This window comes from Burkholderia sp. B10, assembly GCF_004368385.1.
GTDB classification, from domain to species: Bacteria; Pseudomonadota; Gammaproteobacteria; order Burkholderiales; family Burkholderiaceae; genus Burkholderia; species Burkholderia vietnamiensis.
Genome location: NZ_PQMX01000004.1, coordinates 84,735 through 104,186, shown reverse-complemented (window position 1 = coordinate 104,186; position 19,452 = coordinate 84,735). Strand labels below are relative to the sequence as shown.

General features: G+C 68.0%; 20 protein-coding genes and 1 tRNA gene. 10 read left to right on the top strand and 11 right to left on the bottom strand.

The genetic code is table 11. From position 1 onward, the window contains the following. Positions 1 to 54: 54 nt before the first annotated feature. Positions 55 to 612 carry a hypothetical protein gene (locus C3Y15_RS03455; protein ID WP_060042505.1) on the bottom strand — a complete coding sequence of 186 codons (558 nt, stop codon included), beginning with the start codon at positions 610 to 612 and terminating at the stop codon, positions 55 to 57. Between the two features lie 786 nt (positions 613 to 1,398). On the opposite strand from C3Y15_RS03455, the gene C3Y15_RS03450 reads away from it, so the two are divergent. The 6 genes from C3Y15_RS03450 (at position 1,399) to C3Y15_RS03425 (ending at position 6,842) form a co-directional block, all read left to right on the top strand. Then, complete coding sequence (locus tag C3Y15_RS03450) at positions 1,399 to 2,517, top strand: branched-chain amino acid ABC transporter substrate-binding protein (protein WP_034195540.1); 1,119 nt, start codon at positions 1,399 to 1,401, stop codon at positions 2,515 to 2,517. Positions 2,518 to 2,719: 202 nt separating this feature from the next. Continuing rightward, the gene (gene livH, locus C3Y15_RS03445; RefSeq protein ID WP_011880725.1) at positions 2,720 to 3,646 is read left to right on the top strand and encodes a high-affinity branched-chain amino acid ABC transporter permease LivH; all 927 of its coding nucleotides are present in this window, start codon (positions 2,720 to 2,722) and stop codon (positions 3,644 to 3,646) included. Positions 3,647 to 3,657: 11 nt separating this feature from the next. Then, the gene (locus C3Y15_RS03440) at positions 3,658 to 4,929 is read left to right on the top strand and encodes a high-affinity branched-chain amino acid ABC transporter permease LivM (protein ID WP_059460590.1); all 1,272 of its coding nucleotides are present in this window, start codon (positions 3,658 to 3,660) and stop codon (positions 4,927 to 4,929) included. Beyond that, positions 4,926 to 5,699, top strand: a complete 774-nt coding sequence (livG, locus tag C3Y15_RS03435; RefSeq protein WP_011880723.1) for a high-affinity branched-chain amino acid ABC transporter ATP-binding protein LivG — start codon at positions 4,926 to 4,928, stop codon at positions 5,697 to 5,699. The genes C3Y15_RS03440 and livG overlap by 4 nt, the downstream gene beginning before the upstream one ends. After that, positions 5,699 to 6,400 carry an ABC transporter ATP-binding protein gene (locus tag C3Y15_RS03430; protein WP_011880722.1) on the top strand — a complete coding sequence of 234 codons (702 nt, stop codon included), beginning with the start codon at positions 5,699 to 5,701 and terminating at the stop codon, positions 6,398 to 6,400. The genes livG and C3Y15_RS03430 overlap by 1 nt, the downstream gene beginning before the upstream one ends. 91 nt (positions 6,401 to 6,491) lie before the next feature. Further along, positions 6,492 to 6,842 (top strand): VOC family protein, encoded by a 351-nt coding sequence (locus C3Y15_RS03425; RefSeq protein WP_011880721.1) that lies wholly within the window; start codon positions 6,492 to 6,494, stop codon positions 6,840 to 6,842. Positions 6,843 to 6,873: 31 nt separating this feature from the next. On the opposite strand, the gene C3Y15_RS03420 is transcribed toward C3Y15_RS03425, so the two are convergent. The 3 genes from C3Y15_RS03420 to C3Y15_RS03410 all read right to left on the bottom strand — a co-directional run bounded on the left by C3Y15_RS03420 (position 6,874) and on the right by C3Y15_RS03410 (position 9,576). Then, a complete protein-coding gene (locus C3Y15_RS03420; protein WP_011880720.1) occupies positions 6,874 to 7,281 on the bottom strand; it encodes a DUF2000 domain-containing protein in 408 nt (135 codons plus the stop codon). A 44-nt stretch (positions 7,282 to 7,325) separates the two neighbouring features. Continuing rightward, positions 7,326 to 8,189, bottom strand: coding sequence for an AraC family transcriptional regulator (locus tag C3Y15_RS03415; RefSeq protein ID WP_011880719.1), 864 nt, complete (start codon positions 8,187 to 8,189; stop codon positions 7,326 to 7,328). An 85-nt stretch (positions 8,190 to 8,274) separates the two neighbouring features. After that, complete coding sequence (locus C3Y15_RS03410) at positions 8,275 to 9,576, bottom strand: aspartate aminotransferase family protein (RefSeq protein ID WP_034195474.1); 1,302 nt, start codon at positions 9,574 to 9,576, stop codon at positions 8,275 to 8,277. Between the two features lie 76 nt (positions 9,577 to 9,652). Between C3Y15_RS03410 and C3Y15_RS03405 the strand changes: the two genes are divergently transcribed. Beyond that, positions 9,653 to 10,537 carry a LysR family transcriptional regulator gene (locus tag C3Y15_RS03405; RefSeq protein ID WP_175658061.1) on the top strand — a complete coding sequence of 295 codons (885 nt, stop codon included), beginning with the start codon at positions 9,653 to 9,655 and terminating at the stop codon, positions 10,535 to 10,537. Positions 10,538 to 11,067: 530 nt separating this feature from the next. Beyond that, a complete protein-coding gene (locus tag C3Y15_RS03400) occupies positions 11,068 to 12,357 on the top strand; it encodes a right-handed parallel beta-helix repeat-containing protein (RefSeq protein WP_059568722.1) in 1,290 nt (429 codons plus the stop codon). Positions 12,358 to 12,608: 251 nt separating this feature from the next. Here the strand turns inward: C3Y15_RS03400 and C3Y15_RS03395 are convergent, their stop codons facing one another. Further along, complete coding sequence (locus C3Y15_RS03395) at positions 12,609 to 13,250, bottom strand: response regulator transcription factor (protein ID WP_011880715.1); 642 nt, start codon at positions 13,248 to 13,250, stop codon at positions 12,609 to 12,611. On the opposite strand from C3Y15_RS03395, the gene C3Y15_RS03390 reads away from it, so the two are divergent. Further along, positions 13,224 to 13,829, top strand: coding sequence for a flagellar transcriptional regulator FlhD (locus C3Y15_RS03390; RefSeq protein ID WP_124259672.1), 606 nt, complete (start codon positions 13,224 to 13,226; stop codon positions 13,827 to 13,829). The genes C3Y15_RS03395 and C3Y15_RS03390 overlap by 27 nt on opposite strands. A gap of 40 nt (positions 13,830 to 13,869) precedes the next feature. On the opposite strand, the gene C3Y15_RS03385 is transcribed toward C3Y15_RS03390, so the two are convergent. Both C3Y15_RS03385 and C3Y15_RS03380 read right to left on the bottom strand, forming a co-directional pair. Beyond that, the gene (locus C3Y15_RS03385; protein WP_011880714.1) at positions 13,870 to 15,681 is read right to left on the bottom strand and encodes an ATP-binding protein; all 1,812 of its coding nucleotides are present in this window, start codon (positions 15,679 to 15,681) and stop codon (positions 13,870 to 13,872) included. Between the two features lie 379 nt (positions 15,682 to 16,060). Further along, positions 16,061 to 16,145: transfer RNA gene (locus C3Y15_RS03380), tRNA-Leu, on the bottom strand. Between the two features lie 147 nt (positions 16,146 to 16,292). Between C3Y15_RS03380 and C3Y15_RS03375 the strand changes: the two genes are divergently transcribed. Next, on the top strand, positions 16,293 to 17,618 hold the full coding sequence (locus tag C3Y15_RS03375) for a leucine-rich repeat-containing protein kinase family protein (RefSeq protein ID WP_014723930.1): 1,326 nt from the start codon (positions 16,293 to 16,295) through the stop codon (positions 17,616 to 17,618). Between the two features lie 38 nt (positions 17,619 to 17,656). Here C3Y15_RS03375 and C3Y15_RS03370 read toward each other — a convergent pair whose 3' ends face one another. From C3Y15_RS03370 to copC, 4 genes are all read right to left on the bottom strand, one after another. Beyond that, complete coding sequence (locus tag C3Y15_RS03370; RefSeq protein WP_069240423.1) at positions 17,657 to 18,286, bottom strand: LysE family translocator; 630 nt, start codon at positions 18,284 to 18,286, stop codon at positions 17,657 to 17,659. 86 nt (positions 18,287 to 18,372) lie between these two features. After that, positions 18,373 to 18,549, bottom strand: coding sequence for a hypothetical protein (locus tag C3Y15_RS31630; protein WP_011880711.1), 177 nt, complete (start codon positions 18,547 to 18,549; stop codon positions 18,373 to 18,375). Positions 18,550 to 18,579: 30 nt separating this feature from the next. Continuing rightward, a complete protein-coding gene (locus C3Y15_RS03365; RefSeq protein ID WP_011880710.1) occupies positions 18,580 to 19,026 on the bottom strand; it encodes a copper chaperone PCu(A)C in 447 nt (148 codons plus the stop codon). Between the two features lie 52 nt (positions 19,027 to 19,078). After that, positions 19,079 to 19,444, bottom strand: a complete 366-nt coding sequence (gene copC, locus C3Y15_RS03360; protein ID WP_011880709.1) for a copper homeostasis periplasmic binding protein CopC — start codon at positions 19,442 to 19,444, stop codon at positions 19,079 to 19,081. Positions 19,445 to 19,452 lie beyond the last annotated feature (8 nt).

Sequence of the window (19,452 nt, the reverse complement as noted above, 5' to 3'; positions counted from 1 at the left end):
GCGACGGTGGCACAGGATGCCTGACGGCAACTGCTACCCCACCACAGCCCCCCATCACCTCCCGATATTGCAAACCGACCGCGACGTCCCCGCGCCGCGCGTAACCACGCAACGCGAGCGCGCACCGTTGTCGTAGAACAACGCACGCGGCGGCGGTGGCAGCACAGCCGAATTGAACCGGTTCGACGCGTCGGGCACGTAGAGGAATGGATTCGGCGCGCCGATGGAGTAGTGCGGTACATCGACGGGCCGCTGCTCGTCGGCCCACAGATGTTCGTTCCGGCGCTGCTCGCGCTGTTCGATCTCCGACAGCACGCGACCGAGGCCGCCGCCCGTCGAAGGCTGCGGCTCGAGCTTGTCCCCCGACACACGCAATGCACGCGTATCGCGCGTATCGAACGGGCTGCGCTTGAGCGGCACCGCTTCCTTCTCGCGTCGTTTCGCGCGAACCGGGCGGACGTCGTTCCGGGCTGCGGCGCGACGTTCCGAATGAAACAGATTGGTATTGCCCGAACCGTCGATCAGCGAATCGCGACTCGAAGCGTCGGCAGCACCGAGCGAAAGCGCGCACGCAATGGTGGCGGCGGAAGAAAAACGAAGAGGATGATGCATCGGGCCCTCCGGCAGGTGACATGCAACGAGAAAAACGGCAGATCACTGGCTGGCTGCGGTGCGACAGGGGGCGCGACAGGGGCGCGTCAAACGACGTGCAGGAGGGCTGGCTGGATTGCGGTTGCGAGTTCGAATTATTTCACAGATATAACAATATGCTTTCGCGGCGCATGAAATCGTCAGCATAAAGAAGGAAATCGCGCGATCCGCTCGCGCCCCACGCCGGTGCGTTCGCCCGAATCCTCTGTTGAATACCTGCCGCGGCATACAGCCGTGCACGACTTCCGAATCACGCGTCATGCCTCCCGATCTCGCCGAACGCGTTGTCCAGCAAGGCTTCATCGTGCAGAGAGCTTCAAAATCGCAACCCGATTGCACCGGCCACCAACCTCACGACCGTCACCCAGTTGCTCCCAGATCGCCACCGCCGCCGCCCGAGGTTTCTCCGTGTTTTCCCTCATAGGAGCCGCATTTTTGACAGACGTTTCAAAAACGCCCATATAATTTCGGCTGCCTTGCCAACGGCTGTCGGAACATCCCTCCGACCAGCGATTTGGCAAGCGGGGCAGGCGAAACGCTTGCGCAATGCAAGACGCATCACGATGTCTTTCCGAACCAGACGTCCCCTTCGGGGACTGCAAGAGCCGGGCCCCGCTACGCATCATCCCTCCGCAGGTCCGTCTTCATGTGTCTCGGGCGTGTCCCATCTCCTCGCCCCGGGTGCTGTTCGATTGCGCAAGTCATGCCGCCTTTGCCCGTATGACTAACAACATCGAGGAGCTCCTGATGACGCTGTCCCGTCTTACCTCCATTTCCGTCGCCGCCGTGCTGTTCGCCGCCGGCGCCGCCGCCGCGCAAGCGGAAACCGTGAAGATCGCCTTCGCCGGCCCGATGAGCGGCTCGGTCGCCCAGTATGGCGACATGGTGAAGGCCGGCGTGCTGACCGCGGTCGAACAGATCAACGCGGCAGGCGGCGCGGGCGGCAACAAGCTCGAACTGGTGACGATGGACGACGCATGCGAACCGAAGCAGGCCGTCGCCGTCGCCAACAAGATCGTCAGCCAGAAGATCAAGTACGTGATCGGCCACGTGTGCTCGGGCTCGACGATTCCCGCCTCCGACATCTACGAGAACGAAGGCATCGTGATGGTCACGCCGTCGGCCACTGCGCCGCAGCTGACCGAAGGCAAGAAGCGTCACTTCATCTTCCGCACGATCGGCCGCGACGATCAGCAAGGCCCGGCCGCCGCGCACTACATCATCAACAACGTGAAGCCGAAGAAGGTCGCGATCCTGCACGACAAGCAGTCGTACGGCCAGGGCATCGCATCGTCGGTGAAGAAGGACCTCGAAGCCGCGAAGATCCCCGTCGTGCTGTTCGAAGGCATCAACGCCGGCGATTCGGACTACTCGGCGGTCATCACGAAGCTGAAGTCGCAAGGCGTCGATTTCGTCTACTTCGGCGGCTACCACCCGGAAATGGGCCTGCTGATGCGCCAGGCGCGCGAGCAGGGCGTGAAGGCCACGTTCATGGGCCCCGAAGGCGTGGGCAACAAGGACGTGACCGCGATCGCCGGCCCGGCGTCGGAAGGCATGCTGGTCACGCTGCCGGCCGACTTCTCGGCCGACCCGGCCAACGCGGGCCTCGTGAAGGCGTTCGCCGACAAGAAGCGCGACGCGAACGGTCCGTTCCAGATGCCCGCATACGCAGCGGTGAAGATCATCGCCGATTCGATCGCGGGCGCGAAGACGACCGACCCGACGAAGGTGGCCGCGTACATGCACAAGACGACGTTCGACACGCCGATCGGCAAGGTCGCGTACGACGCCCAGGGCGACCTGAAGGCGTTCAAGTTCGTCGTCTACACGTGGCACAAGGACGCGACGAAGACCGCCGCCAAGTAACAACGCAGTACCCGCCCGCGCACCCGCCTCGTCCGGCATCCGGACGGGGCGGCGTGCGTATTGGTCGCGCATCGGCCGCGCATCGGCCCGATGCGCGCCGACGGGCGGCCCGAGACACACCAGACACACCGTGCATCGCGCGCGGCCCCACGCCACGATCCGGCGGCGGCCCGCGACCGATGCCAACGGGAGCTTCCCGCACATGACTGACTTCTTTCCCCAATTCGCCCAGCAGCTGGTCAACGGCCTGACGCTGGGCGCGATCTATGCGTTGATCGCCATCGGCTATTCGATGGTCTACGGCATCATCGGCATGATCAACTTCGCGCACGGCGAGATCTACATGATCGGCGCGTACGTGGGCCTCGTGACCCTCACCGCGATCGGCATCTCGGCCGGCTATCCGCTGCCGCTCGTGCTCGGCGCCGCGCTGATCGTGTCGGTGCTCGTCACCGGCCTGTACGGCTTCGCGGTCGAGCGCGTCGCGTACCGGCCGCTGCGCGGCGGCCCGCGCCTCGTGCCGCTGATCTCGGCGATCGGCATGTCGATCTTCCTGCAGAACTACGTGCAGATCGGCCAGGGCGCGCGCGACGTGTCCGTGCCGGTGCTGATCTCCGGCGCGTTCGACATCCATCTCGGCGGCGACTACGACGTGACGGTGCCGTATGCGCGCCTGCTGATCGTCGGCGTGACGCTCGTGCTGATGATCGCGCTCACGCTGTTCATCTCGCATTCGCGGATGGGCCGCGCATGCCGCGCGTGCGCCGAGGACATGAAGATGGCGAACCTGCTCGGCATCGACACGAACCGCGTGATCTCGTTCACGTTCGTGCTCGGCGCGATGCTGGCGGCCGTCGGCGGCGTGCTGATCGGGCTGACGATCGGCAAGCTCAATCCGTACATCGGCTTCGTCGCCGGCATCAAGGCGTTCACCGCGGCCGTGCTCGGCGGGATCGGCAGCATCCCGGGCGCGATGCTCGGCGGCGTGCTGCTGGGCCTCGCCGAAACCTTCGCCGCAGGCTACATGCCGGCCGAGTACAAGGACGTGGTCGCGTTCGGCCTGCTCGTGCTGATCCTGCTCTTCCGCCCGACCGGCCTGCTCGGCAAGTCGGACATCGAAAAGGTCTGAGGGAGACGCAGATGAGTCAAGTCATTTCCGTGCGCCGTCCGTCCGCCGGCGCGACCGCCGGCCAGGCGCTGAAGAATGCGGTGGCCGCCGCGCTGCTGACCGCGATCCTCACGATTCCCGTGTTGGGCCTGCAGCTGAAGCTCGACGGCTATCAAGTGGTGCTGACGCCGCACTGGCGTCCGGTCTGGATCGCGGTCGCGGCCGTGTTCCTGTTCCAGCTGTTCAAGCCGTGGCTCGTGCGCGCGAAATCGGCGGTGAAGCTGCCGGCGGCGCCCGCGATCGGCGCGCAGCAGCAGCGCGCGATCATCTGGGTGCTGCTCGCGGTCGGGCTCGTGTGGCCGTTCTTCGGCTCGCGCGGCGCGGTGGACGTCGCGACGCTCGCGCTGATCTACGTGATCCTCGGCCTCGGGCTGAACATCGTGGTCGGCTTCGCGGGGCTGCTGGATCTCGGCTACGTCGGCTTCTACGCGGTCGGCGGCTATACCTACGCGATGCTCAACCAGTATTTCGGGCTGTCGTTCTGGGAGTGCCTGCCGATCGCGGCGCTCGCCTCGGCGACCTTCGGCTTCCTGCTCGGCTTCCCGGTGCTGCGGCTGCGCGGCGACTATCTGGCGATCGTCACGCTCGGCTTCGGCGAAATCATCCGCCTGCTCGCGAACAACCTGACCGACCTGACGGGCGGCCCGGACGGCATCTCGAGCATTCCGAAGCCGACGGTGTTCGGCTTCGAGATGGCGCGCTCGGCGAGCGTCGAAGGCGCGAAGACCTTCCACGAGCTGATCGGGCTGGAATACAGCGGCGAGCACATGGTGATCTTCCTGTACCTGATCGCGCTCGCGCTGGTCGGCTTCACGCTGTTCGTGACGAGCCGCCTGATCCGCATGCCGATGGGGCGCGCGTGGGAAGCGCTGCGCGACGACGAGATCGCGTGCCGCTCGCTGGGCCTGAACCCGACCCGCATCAAGCTGTCGGCGTTCACGCTCGGCGCGGCGTTCGCCGGCATCGGCGGCGCGTTCTTCGCGGCGCGCCAGGGCCTCGTGAATCCCGAATCGTTCACGTTCATCGAATCGGCGCTGATCCTCGCGATCGTCGTGCTCGGCGGGATGGGTTCGCAGCTCGGCGTGATCCTCGCCGCGATCCTGCTGACCGTGCTGCCCGAAGTCGCGCGCGGTTTCGCCGAATACCGGATGCTGATCTTCGGTCTGGTGATGGTGTTGATGATGATGTGGCGTCCGCAGGGCCTGCTGCCCGCGAGCCGTCCCCACGTGGAGCTGCCGCAATGAGCGCGAATCCAGAACTGTTGAAGGTCGCCGGGCTGCAGATGCGCTTCGGCGGGTTGCTCGCGGTGGACGGCATCGATTTCGACGTGCGCCGCAACGAGGTGTTCGCGATCATCGGGCCGAACGGCGCGGGCAAGACCACGGTGTTCAACTGCGTCGGCGGCTTCTACAGGCCGACCGGCGGCGACGTCGTGCTCGACGGTCATGCGATCGCCGGGCTGCCGAGCCACAAGATCGCGTTGAAGGGCCTGGTGCGCACGTTCCAGAACATCCGTCTGTTCAAGTCGCTGACGGTGGTCGAGAACCTGCTGGTCGCGCAGCATCGCAAGGTGAAGTCGGGGCTGCTGCCGGGCCTGTTCGCGACGCCCGCGTATCGCCGCGCCGAGAAGGAAGCGCTCGAACGCGCGGCCGTGTGGCTCGACCGGATGGGGCTGACGGCGGTCGCCAACCGGCCGGCCGGCACGTTGTCGTACGGGCACCAGCGGCGTCTCGAGATCGCGCGCTGCATGATCACCGAGCCGCGCCTGCTGATGCTCGACGAGCCGGCGGCCGGCCTGAACCCGCAGGAGAAGATCGAGCTGCAGCAGCTGATCGACAGGTTGCGCCGCGAGTTCGGCGTATCGGTGCTGCTGATCGAGCACGACATGAGCCTCGTGATGGGCGTGTCGGACCGCATCCTCGTGATGGAGCACGGCCGGCCGATCGTGATCGGCACGCCCGACGCGGTCCGCAACGACCCGCGCGTGATCAAGGCGTACCTGGGGGAAGAGTGATGCTGAAGCTGGAACGGGTCCATACGCACTACGGCGCGGTCGAAGCGCTCGCCGGCGTGTCGATCGAAGTGAACAAGGGCGAGATCGTCACGCTGATCGGCAGCAACGGCGCCGGCAAGACGACGCTGATGATGACCGTGTGCGGCACGCCGCGCGCGTCGTCCGGCCGCGTGCTGTTCGAGGGCAACGACATCACCGCGATGTCGACGCACCAGATCATGCGGCAGGGGATGGCGATCTCGCCGGAAGGGCGGCGCGTGTTCCCGAGCCTGACGGTGCTCGAGAACCTGAAGATGGGCGGCTTCTTCGCGAGCCGGCACGAGATCGACGACGGCATCGAGCACGTGTTCAAGCTGTTTCCGCGCCTGAAGGAGCGCGCGGCCCAGCGGGCCGGCACGATGTCGGGCGGCGAGCAGCAGATGCTCGCGATCGGCCGCGCGCTGATGAGCAAGCCGCGCCTGCTGCTGCTCGACGAGCCGACGCTCGGCCTCGCGCCGCTCGTGATCGCGCAGATCTTCGACATCATCCGGACGATCCGCGACGAAGGCGTCACGGTGTTCCTGGTCGAGCAGAACGCCAACAAGGCGCTCGGCGTGGCCGATCGCGGCTACGTGCTGGAGACGGGGCGCGTCGTGCTGGCCGACACCGGCGCGAACCTGCTCGCGAACGACCGGATCAAGCAGGCGTATCTCGGCGGCTGAGTGCACCGCGCGCCGCCGGCCTGCAACGGGTCGGCGGCTTGCGGCGCGCGGTGCCGCTGCCGCTCGTTCACACGTACCGAGGAGGCAACCGATGAAGGTCAAACGCATCGTCGCGAACGTCGACACGCAGTCGGTCGACGACGCCAAGCGCTTCTATCAGCAGATCTTCGGTCTGGACCTGCTGATGGATCTCGGCTGGATCGCCACCTACGGCAGCGCCGAGCGGATGCGCGTGCAGATCAGCTTCGCATCGCAGGGCGGGTCCGGCACGCCGACGCCCGATCTGTCGATCGAAGTCGACGACCTCGACGAGGCGCTCGCGCGCATTCAGGCGGCCGGCATTGCGGTCGAATACGGGCCGGCCGACGAGCCGTGGGGTGTGCGGCGCTTCTTCGTGCGCGATCCGTTCGGCAAGCTCGTGAACGTGCTCGTGCATCGCTGACCGGCTCGCGCGCCGCGCCGCACGGACACCTTCATGCGTGCAGCGAGAGCCCCTTCACGGCCTTGTCGACGGCCTTCTTCGGCCCGTGCAGCGCGAGGCCGACCAGATCCAGATTGGCGGCATCCTCGGCGCGAAACGCGTCGCGGTTGGCCGCGTCGTGCCCGGTCGAGAACATCGCGCGCACGTACGGCACGATCCTCAGCTCGCGCGACAGCGCCTGCCGATGCGCGGCCTGCAGCCCGTTCAGATCGGCCGCGAACACCAGCATCGGCTGGCCGAGCATGCGGCCGTAGCGATTGCCGGCCGCATCCTCGTATGGCTCGCCGAGCGCATCGGGTGCACCGGCCGCGACACCCGTCGCGAGAAACGCGACCACGTTGAGTTTCTGCCACGCCGCGAGATCGTCGCGCACGATCAATGCCACCTTCGTATCGAACATGAGTGCTCCTGGTTGAAGCGCTCATGATCGGACGCCGCGCGCGTTCAGTCTGGAACGTTTGTGCAGATCCGCCGATACGCGGCCGGCGTCATCCGGTACGCGCGGCGGAACCAGCGGCCGAGGTGGCTCTGGTCGGCGAAACCGACGTCCGCGGCGGCCTGCGCGGGCGTGCGGCCGGCCGCGAGCAGCCGCCGCGCGGCGCGCAGCCGCAGGCGCACCAGATACGCGTGCGGCGACGTGCCGTAGGCCCGCTGGAACAGCCGCGTGAGCCGGAAGCGATCGACGCCAGCGAGTTCGGCGAGTTCGTCGAGCCCCGGGTTGCCGTCCATTCGCATGTGCAGCAGCTCGCGCACGCGCGCGATCGCGGGCGGCACGTCGCGGCCGCCGACGCCGGTCGGCGACGACGCGCGCAGCTGGCCGCCGAGCCGCGTGAGCAGACGGTCGAGCGTCTGGTCGCGCGCGAGCTTGCCTTCGTTGCCGTGCAGCGCGACGAAGGCGTCGCGGATCGCCTCGACGAGCGCGCGATCGTCGACCAGCGTATGGCCGAACGCGGCTTCGACGCCGCTCAGGCCTGGAAGATCGATGCGGCGCGCCGCACGCTCGACCCATGCCTGCGGCAGGTACAGCATCGAATACGTGAAGCCGCCGGCTTCCGGCGCATGGCCGTCGTGCGTCGCACCGGGCTCGATCAGGATCGCGCGGCCCGGCACGCTGGTATGCAGCGACCGATGACACTGGAACCGCTGCACGCCCTGTTCGGTGAAGCCGATCAGCATGTCGTCGTGATCGTGCGGGTCGTATGCGTGGCCGCTGAAATGCGCGCGCAGGCTTTCGATCCCCGTTTCAGGATCGCGGCGCGCGACGAGCCAGTGCTCGTGCGTGCCGCCGTCATCCGCTGCGCGTCCCATCGCTCGCCTCGCTGCCCGTCGTTGCCCGGCGGATAGTGTACGCAGATCGCGGAGGGTCCGTGCGGCGCCGGCGCACGCGACGGCGTTACAGCGCGCGCGCGATCGCCTGTTCGAGCAGCGACAGCCCGAGATCGATTTCGGCTTCGCTGACCGTGAGCGGCGGCGCGATCCGGAACACGCCGCCCATCCCCGGCAGCTGCACGATGTTCATGCTGAGCCCGAGCTTCATGCATTCGCGCGTGATCTTCGCGCCGAGGCCATCGGCCGGCTCCTTCGTGCGGCGATCCTTGACGATCTCGACGCCGAGCAGCAACCCGCGTCCGCGCACGTCGCCGATGCATTCGAAGCGCTCCATCAGGTCGAGCAGCCCGCGCCGCAGCCGCTCGCCCATCAGGTTCGCGCGTTGCACGAGGCCGTCGCGCTGCACCACGTCGAGCACGCGCAGGCCGACCGCGGCCGGCAGCGGGTCCGACACGTGGGTCGTGTAGAACAGGTAGCCGAGCGCGTGCGCGCGCTCCTCGATCTGCGCGGACGTCACGACGGCCGCGAGCGGCAGCCCGGCGCCGAGCGTCTTCGACAGCGTCAGGATGTCGGGCGTCACGCCGTCGCGCTGGCACGCGAACATCGTGCCGGTGCGGCCCACGCCCGTCTGCGCTTCGTCGAGGATCAGCAGCATCCCGCGCTCGTCGCACTTGCGCTTGAGCGCCGCCATGTAGCCGTCCGGCAGCTCGATGATGCCGCCCGAGCTGAGGATCGGCTCCGCGATGAACGCGGCGAGATTGCCGCTGGACTGGCGATCGATCAGATCGAACGCGTAGTCGAGCTCGGCAAGGTAGTCGTACGCGCCGTTGCGCTCGAAGCGCGGCCGGTACGCGAACGGCGCCGGAATCGCGAACGAGCCCACGGCCGCCGGGCCGACGCCCCTGCGGCCCGCGCTGTAGGTGGCGGACGCCGCCGCGCCCGTCATCCCATGCCACGACTGCGCGAAGCCGACGATCTCGTACTTGCCGGTGACGAGCTTCGCCATCCGGATCGCCGCTTCGTTCGATTCCGCGCCGGTGCTCAGCAGCAGCGCGCGATCGAGGCCCGGCGGCGTGAGGTCGGCGAGGCGCGTCGCGAGCTCGACGACCGGCCGCGACAGCATCCCGCTGAACAGGTGATCGAGCTTGCCGGCGTATTCGGCGATGACCGCGACGATGTCCGGATGGCAGTGCCCGAGCACCGCGCTCATCTGGCCCGACGTGAAGTCGAGGATCGCGCGGCCGTCCGCGTCGTAGACGAAGCTGCCCTGCGCACGCTCGACGATGAGCGGCTCGAACGTGCCGCCGTAGCGGATCAGGTGATGCGTCGCGTTGTGCCAGAACGTTGCGTCGTCGTTTGCGGACATCGTTTTCTCCAGGCGAGGGGCAGGGAATGCTTGCAGTCTAGGCGCCGCTCTGTTTTGATGGAAACGAATAGTTCTTATGCAAGGTAGAAAAGGAGCTAATACCTTGGCACGTTCGCTCGACATCGATCTGCTGCGCTCGTTCGTCGTGATCGCCGAAGTGCGCTCGCTCAGCCGCGCGGCGGCGCGGGTCGGCCGCACGCAGTCCGCGCTCAGCCAGCAGATGCGGCGGCTCGAGGAGAGCGTCGACCAGCCGCTGTTCCAGCGCACCGGACGCGGCGTGGTGCTCACGCATCCCGGCGAGCGGCTGCTGCTGCATGCGCAGCGCATCCTGCGGCAGCACGACGAGGCGCTGGCCGATCTGTGCGGTACGGGTCTGTCGGGGACGATCCGCTTCGGGTGCCCGGACGATTACGCGCAGGTGTGGCTGCCGTCGCTGCTGCGGCAGTTCTCGAGCCATCATCCGCACGCGATCGTCGAGGTCGTGTGCGGGCCGACGCCGCGGCTGCTCGAACAGCTCGACAAGCGCGCCGTCGATCTCGCGATGATCTCGGTGCCCGACGAGGCGGCAACCGACGATTTCATCCGCCGCGAGCAGCTGGTGTGGATCGGCTATCCGGGGCTCGATACCGCGCAGTTCGAGCGGCTGCCGCTCGCGCTTTCCGATCCCGACACGCTCGATCACATCGCGGCGTGCGACGCGCTGGCGCGCGCCGGGCGCGATTACCGCGTCGCCTATGCGAGCAGCAGCCTCGCGGGGCTGATTGCGCTGGTGCGCTCCGGGCAGGCGATCGCGGTGATGACGCAAACGGCGGTGCCCGCCGACCTCGCGATCCTCGCCGCCGATCGCGGGCTGCCGCCGCTGCCGGCGGTGGGCATCACGCTGCGCTTCGACCGGAAGCGGCCGTCGCATCTGACGGCGGTGTTCGCCGAGCACATACGCGCGGTGTTGCCGCTGTTGTGACTCGCGGCGGATGACGTGGCGCATGCCGTTACGGTGCGTCGCAGCGCAACTCCCGTCAGAACCGATGATGCGCGTGCCCGCAGTGCGGCTTTCTGCATCGCGGGTCGTAAGTTCGGTCGCGTGCAGGCGCGCTGCTGCCCCGCGACCGTCTTACGACGTCGCGCGCCTTCTGTCGCATTTACACGCGTCGATCGCGAAATAGACTTCGAATCGAGCGACCCGATGCGCGGGTCGACAGGGCCGCCCACCATCCCGCGTCGCTCATGCAACGGCCTTCGCACGTCGTTCGACGGTAGCTGGCTACCGGGGACCGTCGACCATCGGGCCGCGTTCGGGGGGAGCGCGCCTGTTTCGGTGGAAGCGCGGGTGACGACGTCAAGCGATGCGCCACCCAACTGTTTTCGCACGAACCCGTTCCGTCCCGCTGGCCGACCTCGGTCGCGCCGGCTCGCCGTCGACCGCCGACCTCATCGGGCCGGATGCCGCCGCATCGGATGCCGCTGCGGGCGGATGGGCAACGAGGGGTCAGCATGAACAGGTCACTTCGGATCGTCAGTGCCGCGCTCGCCGCGCTGGCATGCAGCGCCGGCCATGCGCCGGTTCCGGTCCACGCGGCGACGCTCACGTATACCGCGCCGTCGCACGCGTTCCACCCATCCCGCGCATCGCGCGTGCGACCGGCCGCATCGGCTACGCTGCCGCCCGTGATCGTCAAGCCGGCCGTCGACGGCAGCGACCAGGCCGACGCGCTGCAGACGGCGCTCAATGCATTGCAGGCCGGGCAAACGCTGATACTTTCGCCGGGACGCTATACGGTCAGCCGGTCGCTGTCGGTTGCGATGTCGGGTGTCGTCGTGTCGGGCTACGGCGCGACGCTCGCGGCGACGAATCCGGCCGACCAGACGATCGTGATGAGCGGCGCCGATTCGACGCTGGTCGGCGTCACGCTGATCGGCGCCGGCACGACGCGCCTCGCGACACCGGCGTCGACCAAGGTCGAAGTGACCGGCACCGGCGTTCAGGTGCTCGGCGTGACGGTGCAGGGCGGCGCGAGCGCGGGCATCTTCGTGTTCGGCGGCCGCAACGTCGCGATCGTCGGCAATACGGTGCGCGCGACGCTTGCCGACGGCATCCACATGACCGACGGCGCAGCCAACGTGCTGGTGCAGGGCAACACGGTGACGGGCACCGGCGACGACCTGATCGCCGTCGTCAGCTATCTGTCCGACGGCCGCGTGAGCAACAACGTGCTGATCGACCACAACACCGTATCGGGAAACTACTGGGGGCGCGGAATCGCCGTCGTCGGCGGCCAGGCGGTGACGATCTCGAACAATACGGTCGACGGCGTGCAGAAGGCGGCCGGCATTCTGGTCGCGCAGGAGGACAGCTGGCGCACCTACGGCGTCTCGAACGTCGTCGTCGACAACAACGTCGTGTCGAACGTCCAGAACGCGAACGTCGACAACGGACTGTTGCCGACGCAACAGGGCGCACTCGAGCTCGATACGTGGTCGGGCACGGTGTCGTACGTCGTCGTCACGCGCAATCGCGTGACCGGGTCCGGCTACACCGGGTTCCGCGCGCTGGGGAACGTGTGCGCGTTCGAGGCGGCAAACAACGCGTTCGCGTCGATCGCGCAAGCGCCGGTGTCGTTGCTGTCGCGCGGCTGCCCGGCCGGCCGGATCGTCGTGGCCGGCAACACGCTCGACGGCGTTGCGCTGGTCGCGCCGGTCGGCGCATCGCCGTCGGGAACGATTCAGGCGACCGGCGCGGCGACGGCGACGATGCCGCAGGTGCGTACCAATCTGATGCGGTAGCCGCGCGGCGCAACGCCGTCACGCGGCGCCGCACGGACCGCAGGTTTCGGCATACGCGTGCATCATCGTCGCGACGTGCGGCCGAATCGCGTCGGTGCCGAATGTTGGCCTCGGCGCGCGCCGACAAGCACATCGCGCGTCAGGCCATCCGGCGCGGGTGTGCCGGCAAATCCGGCCGCCGCATCGGGGCGTACATGGTGCGATCGGATCTCGCGGCGCTTGTCGCGCGTGCGCGAGCTGCCCATCCCGGCTCACAGCAGCCCGGCCTTGCGCGCGGCCGCTGCCGCCTGGGTACGGTTCAGCACATTGAGCGCCTTGAAGATCGCCGTGACGTGCGCCTTGACCGTCTTCTCGGACAGATTGAGGCGATCCGCGATCACCTTGTTGGGCACGCCTTCTGCAACGTATCGCAGCACCTCGATCTGGCGCTGCGTGAGCGGCCCGGCGCTGCGCGTCGCCGGCGCAGGACGCGGGCTGCCCGGTGCGGCCGACGACGAATCGTCGAGCATCAGCGGCGGCACGTAGCGCTCGCCGTCGAGCACCATCCTGATCGCCGACAGCACCGTATGCGGCCCCGCCGATTTCGGCACGTAGCCGAGCGCGCCGCGCGCGAAGGCGGCCCGCACGTCGGCCGCATCCTCGGACGTGGACAGCACGATGATCTGCAGTTGCGGGCACTTGCCGGCAAACGCGGAGATCGCATCGAGGCCGTTCATTCCCGGCAGCTTCAGGTCGAGCACGATCGCGTCGAAATCGGCGGATTGATCGAGCATCCGCATCGCATCGTCGGCGTTGCCGGCTTGCGCGACCGTTACGTCTTCGCCGTTTTGACGCAGCAATGCGGCTACGCCGTCGCGCAGAATCGGATGATCGTCGACGATGAGAATCTTCATGAGAATCCGCGATGCCGAAGGGAGGAAAAGCTGCCGGTTGAACGAGGCCCGAGGTTGCGTGCAAGGCCCGGATGGCTGGTCGTGGTCGCGTTCCGCCGTGCGATCTTACAGGCAATCGTGCGCGTGCAACGCGCCTGTTTCGGCGACGTCGATCGTTGCGGCGACATCGTATTTACATTGCCGCATGAATCGCCGCGACTGACTCGCGCCGGTAACCAATCCCCGGCGATCGTCGCTGCGTGGTGGCGTCCCGGTGCAGGCCAAATTCGATGCGCCGACAACCAAACAGAATCGCGGCAATGGCCGGATCGCCGGATGGGCGGACCGCCGGATTGCGCGGATTCGAACTGCAATTTGGCGCGGATGCCGAGGATTCGTGATTCGGGTGACGCAGTGTGGGAGTCGAACGTGTCGTACTTGTGGTTGTCGCTGCAACGACTGCTGGCGGATTGCGCGACCGCGACGTTCCGGCTCGGCATGACGGGCGACCCGGCCGATGCGAATGCATCGCTGTCGATGACGCTGAGGATCGAGAGGAGCGAACTCGCGTCGTTCGATCGATCTGCGTGCCGCGCCTGAGTGTGCCCGGCGTCATCGATGCGACGGCGCGCGGTTCGGCTCACTCCGGTTCGCCGCTCCGCGCGCGCACGCCGGCCGCGATCAGGTTGCCGATCGCCGCGCGCAGCTTGCCGTTCGGGATCGGCTTGTGCAGCAGCAGGCAATGGCTCGCATGGGCTTCGGCGAGGCGGTCGGCGGCCGTGTCGCCGCTGATCAGCAGCGCGGGGATGTCGTCGTTGTATTCGCTGCGCAGCCGCTCGATCACCGTCAGCCCGTTTTCGGCGCCGCGCAGGCGGAAGTCGCAGACGAGCAGGTCGGGGCGGCGCGCGCATGCCGACAAGCGTTCGATCGCAGCGTCGCCGCTGTCCGAGACGATCGTTTCATAGCCCCACAGTTCGAGCAGTCTGGCCATGCCGTCGCGGATCGCGAGCTCGTCGTCCACGACGACGACGAGCCCCGAGTGATGCGACACGTCGTCGGCGGGTTCGGCCGATGCGTCGGCTTGCGCAGCAGCGTGATCGCAGCGGCTCACCCACACTTCGAAGCACGATCCGCGGCCGGGCGCCGAGCGCACCTTCAGCTCGCATTCGAGCAGGTCGGCCAGCCGTCGCACGATCGCGAGCCCTAGCCCGAGGCCGTTTGCGCGGTCGCGCTCCGGGTTGCCGACCTGGTAATACTCCTGGAACACCAGCTCGAGCTGGTCGGCGGCGATCCCGCGTCCGGTGTCCCATACCTGGATCGCGACGCGTGCGCCGCGTCGTCGGCAGCCGACCACGATCCGGCCGGCATCCGTGTAGCGCACCGCGTTGGACACGAGGTTGCGCACGATGCGCTCGAGCAGCACCGGATCGGTATCGACGATCGCGCGGCACGGGACGCGCGTCAGCGTCAGGTTTTTCGCCGCCGCGTCGAGCATGTGATCGGTGCATGCGTGTTCGAGCACCGCGTCGACGTGCACCGGCCTGCGATGCACGTCCACCACGCCGGCATCGAGCCGCGACACGTCGAGCAGCGCGCCGAACAGCGAGTCGAGCGCATCGGTCGAACGCTCGATCTGCACGAGTATCTGCGCCCGCTCCGCGTCGGTCTTCGTGCCGCGCAACGCGCCGACCAGCAGGCTCAGCGCGTGGGACGGCTGACGAAGATCGTGGCTCGCGGCGGCGAGAAAGCGCGATTTGGCGAGATTGGCTTCTTCGGCGATCTGCTTCTGGCGCAGCAGGTCGTCCGCGAGCCGCTTCGCGGTCCGGTTGCGCGCGCGCAGATCGCGGGCGAGCTGTTCCGCACGAAAGCGCAGGCGAATGTTCTGCGCCGCGCTTCGGTTGGCGAGCAGGCCGAGATAGGCAATCACGCAGACGAACAGGAACATCATCGGCGCCGTCGCCTGCTGCACGCGATTGTCGGACAGCGCGGCGGCGACGACGTATGGGACGGTGGCCGGCAACAGGAACGCGAGGAACGCCGGAAGATACGTGCCGAAGACCGGCACGGCGCCGGCCACTACCCCGAGCGTGGCGGTGACCGCGAGGCTCTCGACCTCGAACCCGCGTCCCTTCGCCAGTTCGATCGACGACCACCCCCAGCCGATCCCGGCCGCCGTGCTGCAGGCGACGAATCCTGCCGCCCAGCGCGATCTGCGCGTGTCGCGGTTGGCCGAGCGGTGGTAGCGCCACGCGAGGCACGCGTGCGCCGTCGAGCACGCGACGATGTACGACAGCCACGCGGCGCCGGCCAGCGGATCGACGCGCCCGAGGCGCTCCAGCGAAACGACGAGTGTCGCGGCCAGCAGCGTTCCGCCGCACACGCTCAGGGTCACGATGCCGTAGACGAGCTTCAGTTGTTCGGCGGCGATCGGGCTTTCCGGATGCATCGTCATCCAACGGGCTCCCCGAGGTACGAACGCAATTGCAGCAGGCGGCGCACGTCGGTCCTGCTGGGCCGGCATGTCGACGCTGGGTTGGTCGATCGTCGGCAAGGATCGCGCCGATGGACGGTCAAGTATCGCCATGTCGGATCATGGCGTCCATCGGTCGATCGTCCGTTTTGTGGCGCCGAGCGGAACGGCGTGGGGAGGGGAGCATCGCTCGCCGGGGAGCCGAGCGGGATCGGCCAACGATGTCGTGGCATGCTCGCTGCCGTCGATTGCTGCGGCCGAGCGATCCGCGCGTTGTGCGCGCCCAATAAAAAAACCGCGAAGCGTTGCGCTGTCGCGGTTTCTTTCCTATGCCCGAAACACGGTCGATGAAAACCGTATCTGGTGCCGACGGCGAGACTCGAACTCGCACAGCTTTCGCCACTACCCCCTCAAGATAGCGTGTCTACCAATTTCACCACGTCGGCACTTCGGTACTGCAAGGGGCGCAATTCTAGCGTCACATTGCGCGTTTGTGAAGGGGGTATGACGCGATTGCGCCGGCGGCGTGCGCGATCCCGGTAAAATCCGTCGGTCCGCCCGGCCCAACATCGCATCCGTACCCGCTTCTTCCCGTGACGACCACCCTCGAACGACTTCAATCCGGCCAGTTGTCCGGCGCCCGAGAACTCAAGCTCGCGTGCGGGCTGACCGAATTCCCGCGCGAGATCTTCGACCTCGCGGACACGCTCGAAGTGCTCGATCTGTCCGGCAATGCGTTGTCCACGCTGCCGGATGACCTCGCGCGGCTGCACCGGCTGCGCATCCTGTTCGCGTCCGGCAACCGCTTCACCGAATTTCCCGCAGCGCTCGGCGCGTGCCCGCAGCTCGACATGATCGGCTTCAAGGCGAACCGGATCCGCACGGTGCCGCGCGGCGCGCTGCCGCGTGCGCTGCGCTGGCTGATCCTGACCGACAACGAGATCGACGCGCTGCCGGCCGACATCGGCGACTGTTCACGCCTGCAGAAGCTGATGCTCGCCGGCAACCGGCTGCGCGCGCTGCCGGCCGAATTGGCGGCGTGCCGTGCGCTCGAGCTGGTGCGTCTGTCCGCGAACCGGCTCGACGCGCTGCCGGACTGGCTGTTGCGCCTGCCGCGCCTTTCTTGGCTCGCGGCCGCCGGCAATCCGCTCGGCGCGGGCCCGGAGGCCGCCGCGTCTGCCGAGCCCGGCGTGGCCGAGATCGATTGGGCGTCGCTCGCATGCGAACACCGGCTCGGCGAAGGCGCGTCGGGCGTGATCTACCGCGCGCAGTGGCGTGCGGAGGGCCGCGCGACGCGCGCGGTCGCGGTGAAGCTGTTCAAGGGCGCGGTGACGAGCGACGGGCTGCCCGACTGCGAAATGGCCGCGTGCCTGCACGCGGGCCGCCATCCGAACATGATTCCGGTGATCGGCAAGCTGCGCGGTCATCCGGACGGCGCGCACGGCCTCGTGATGGAGCTGGTCGATCCGGCGCTGACGAATCTCGCCGGGCCGCCGAGCTTCGCATCGTGTACGCGCGACGTCTATGCGGCCGATGCGCGCTTCGCGCCGGCCGACGCAGCGCGGCTCGCACACGGCATCGCGTCGGTCGCCGCGCATCTGCATGCGCGCGGCATCATGCACGGCGACCTGTACGCGCACAACATCCTGCACGACGGGGCAGGCGGCGCGCTGCTCGGCGATTTCGGCGCGGCGTCGCTCTACGACGTGAACGACCGCGTGCGCGCGGCGCGGTTCGAGCGGCTGGAAGTCCGCGCGTTCGGTTACTTGCTGCGCGAGTTGCTGGAGCGATGCGAGCCGCGTGCCTGGGCCGCCGCGCAAGCCCTCGGCGCGCTGGCCGCTGCGTGCGTGAACGACGAGGTCGACGCGCGGCCGTCGTTCGAGCAGATCGTCGCCGCGCTGGCTGCAACGATGGACTGACGGTGTCGTGCGCGCGGTGCCCGCGCGGGCGTTCGCGCTTAAGCTTGCCGCGCCGTCAGCAGCTTGATCCCGAGCGCGACGAACAGCAGCCCGCTCGCGCGCTTGGCCGCGCGCAGCCACGGGCTGACGCCGAAGCCGCGATGAAGCCGGCGCACGCCGAACGAATAGAGGCTGTGCACGACGATGACGGTGCATGCGATCGTCGCGTACATCGCGACGAACTGCATCGCGAGCGGCTGATCGTGCGAGATGAACTGCGGCATGAACGCGGACAGGAAGATCATCGTCTTCGGATTGCTGCCCGACACGAACAGCGCTTCACGGAACAGCTTGCTGCGATCCGGTTCGACGCTTGTCGCGCCGCTGTCCGGCGCGCGCCGGTGGCGATCGCCGCGCAGTTGCCGGATGCCGATGAAGATCAGGTACGCGGCGCCGACGACTTTCATCGCGACGAACAGCGGCGGCATCGCGGCCAGCACCGCGCCCACGCCGAGCGCGACCAGCCCGACCACCGCGCCCTGCGCGACGAGATTGCCGGCGATCGTGGCTGCCGTGCCGCGCGAGCCGTAGCGCACCGTATTGCGGATCACCAGCAGCACGTTGGGGCCGGGCGACAGCGTGGTCGCGAGATAGGCGGCGGCAAACAACATCCAGGTCTGAACGGACATGCGGCGCTCCGGAAGGCGGGGTCTGCGGTCGGGGTGAATCGCTGCATGATGCCACGGCTGCGCGCGGCTCACCCCGGCGCATCGCGTCAACGCGTGTCGCGCACGCAGGATGCGACGATCGACGCAGGCGAATCGATCGCGGCCGGCCGCGTGATCCACGCGACCCACGCCGCCCATAAACCGCAGACGATCAGCACGGCGAGATTCAGCGGCGTCCGGTAGCGGACGATCCGGTCGGCGAGCGTCGGGCGTTGGTGGCTCATGTTGGTCTCCTTCGGGCGGGAAATAGGGCGTTACTGGCCGGTGTACGACGGCGCCTTCGCGTCGCAGGTCACGGACACCGTCGAGCCGTCGGCGAAGTGCAGCGCGAGCGGCACCTTCGCACCGGGCGCGACCGGCTTGCGCGCGTCCTCGAGCATCACGTGATAGCTCTTCGGCTTGAACGTGACCGTGCCGTGCGCGGGCACCTCGACCGCGTCGACGTGGACCATCTTCGCGGAGCTGCCGGCCGTCAGCGTTTCGTGGATCATCGCCATCCCGTATGCGGGCGTGTCGATGCCGGTGAGCGTGGCCGGCTTGTCGCCGTCGTTCTTCAGCGTGAAGTAGCCGGACGACGGGACCGTCGCCGGCATCGTGCGGATCCAGCAGCCATCGGCCTGGACGGCCGACGCGGCGAAGGTGGCGGGCGCCTGCAGCGCGAGCAGGGCGAACAGCAGGCTGGCGGGAATCGAGCGTTTCATCGAGTGCATTCCTTGTCGGGTATCGGAAGTTGCCGTGCGGGCATCGTCGGCGTCACTTCACCGTGAACGTGTAGCGGCCCTGCGTGCGATGGCCGTCGCTTGCCACCGCGACCCACGCGACCGTGTACGTGCCGGCCGCGAGGCTTGCGAGGGCGACGTGCATGCGCTTGCGGTTGCCGGCGTCGACCGTCGATTTCCCGTCGGCGACCGACTGGCCGTGGCTGTCGGTGACCACGATCGAGCTGAATGCGGGTTCGAGCGTTTCGCTGAAGTCGATCGCGACCTCGTGCGGCGCGCTCGCCAGCGTGGCATCGGCGGCGGGGTCGAGGGTTTTCGGGTGTGCGTGCGCATGAGCAGCCTGCGCGATGACGAAGCCGGCGACGACGAGTGCGCCGCGAACGAACGAAGTGATTTTCATGTTGGTTG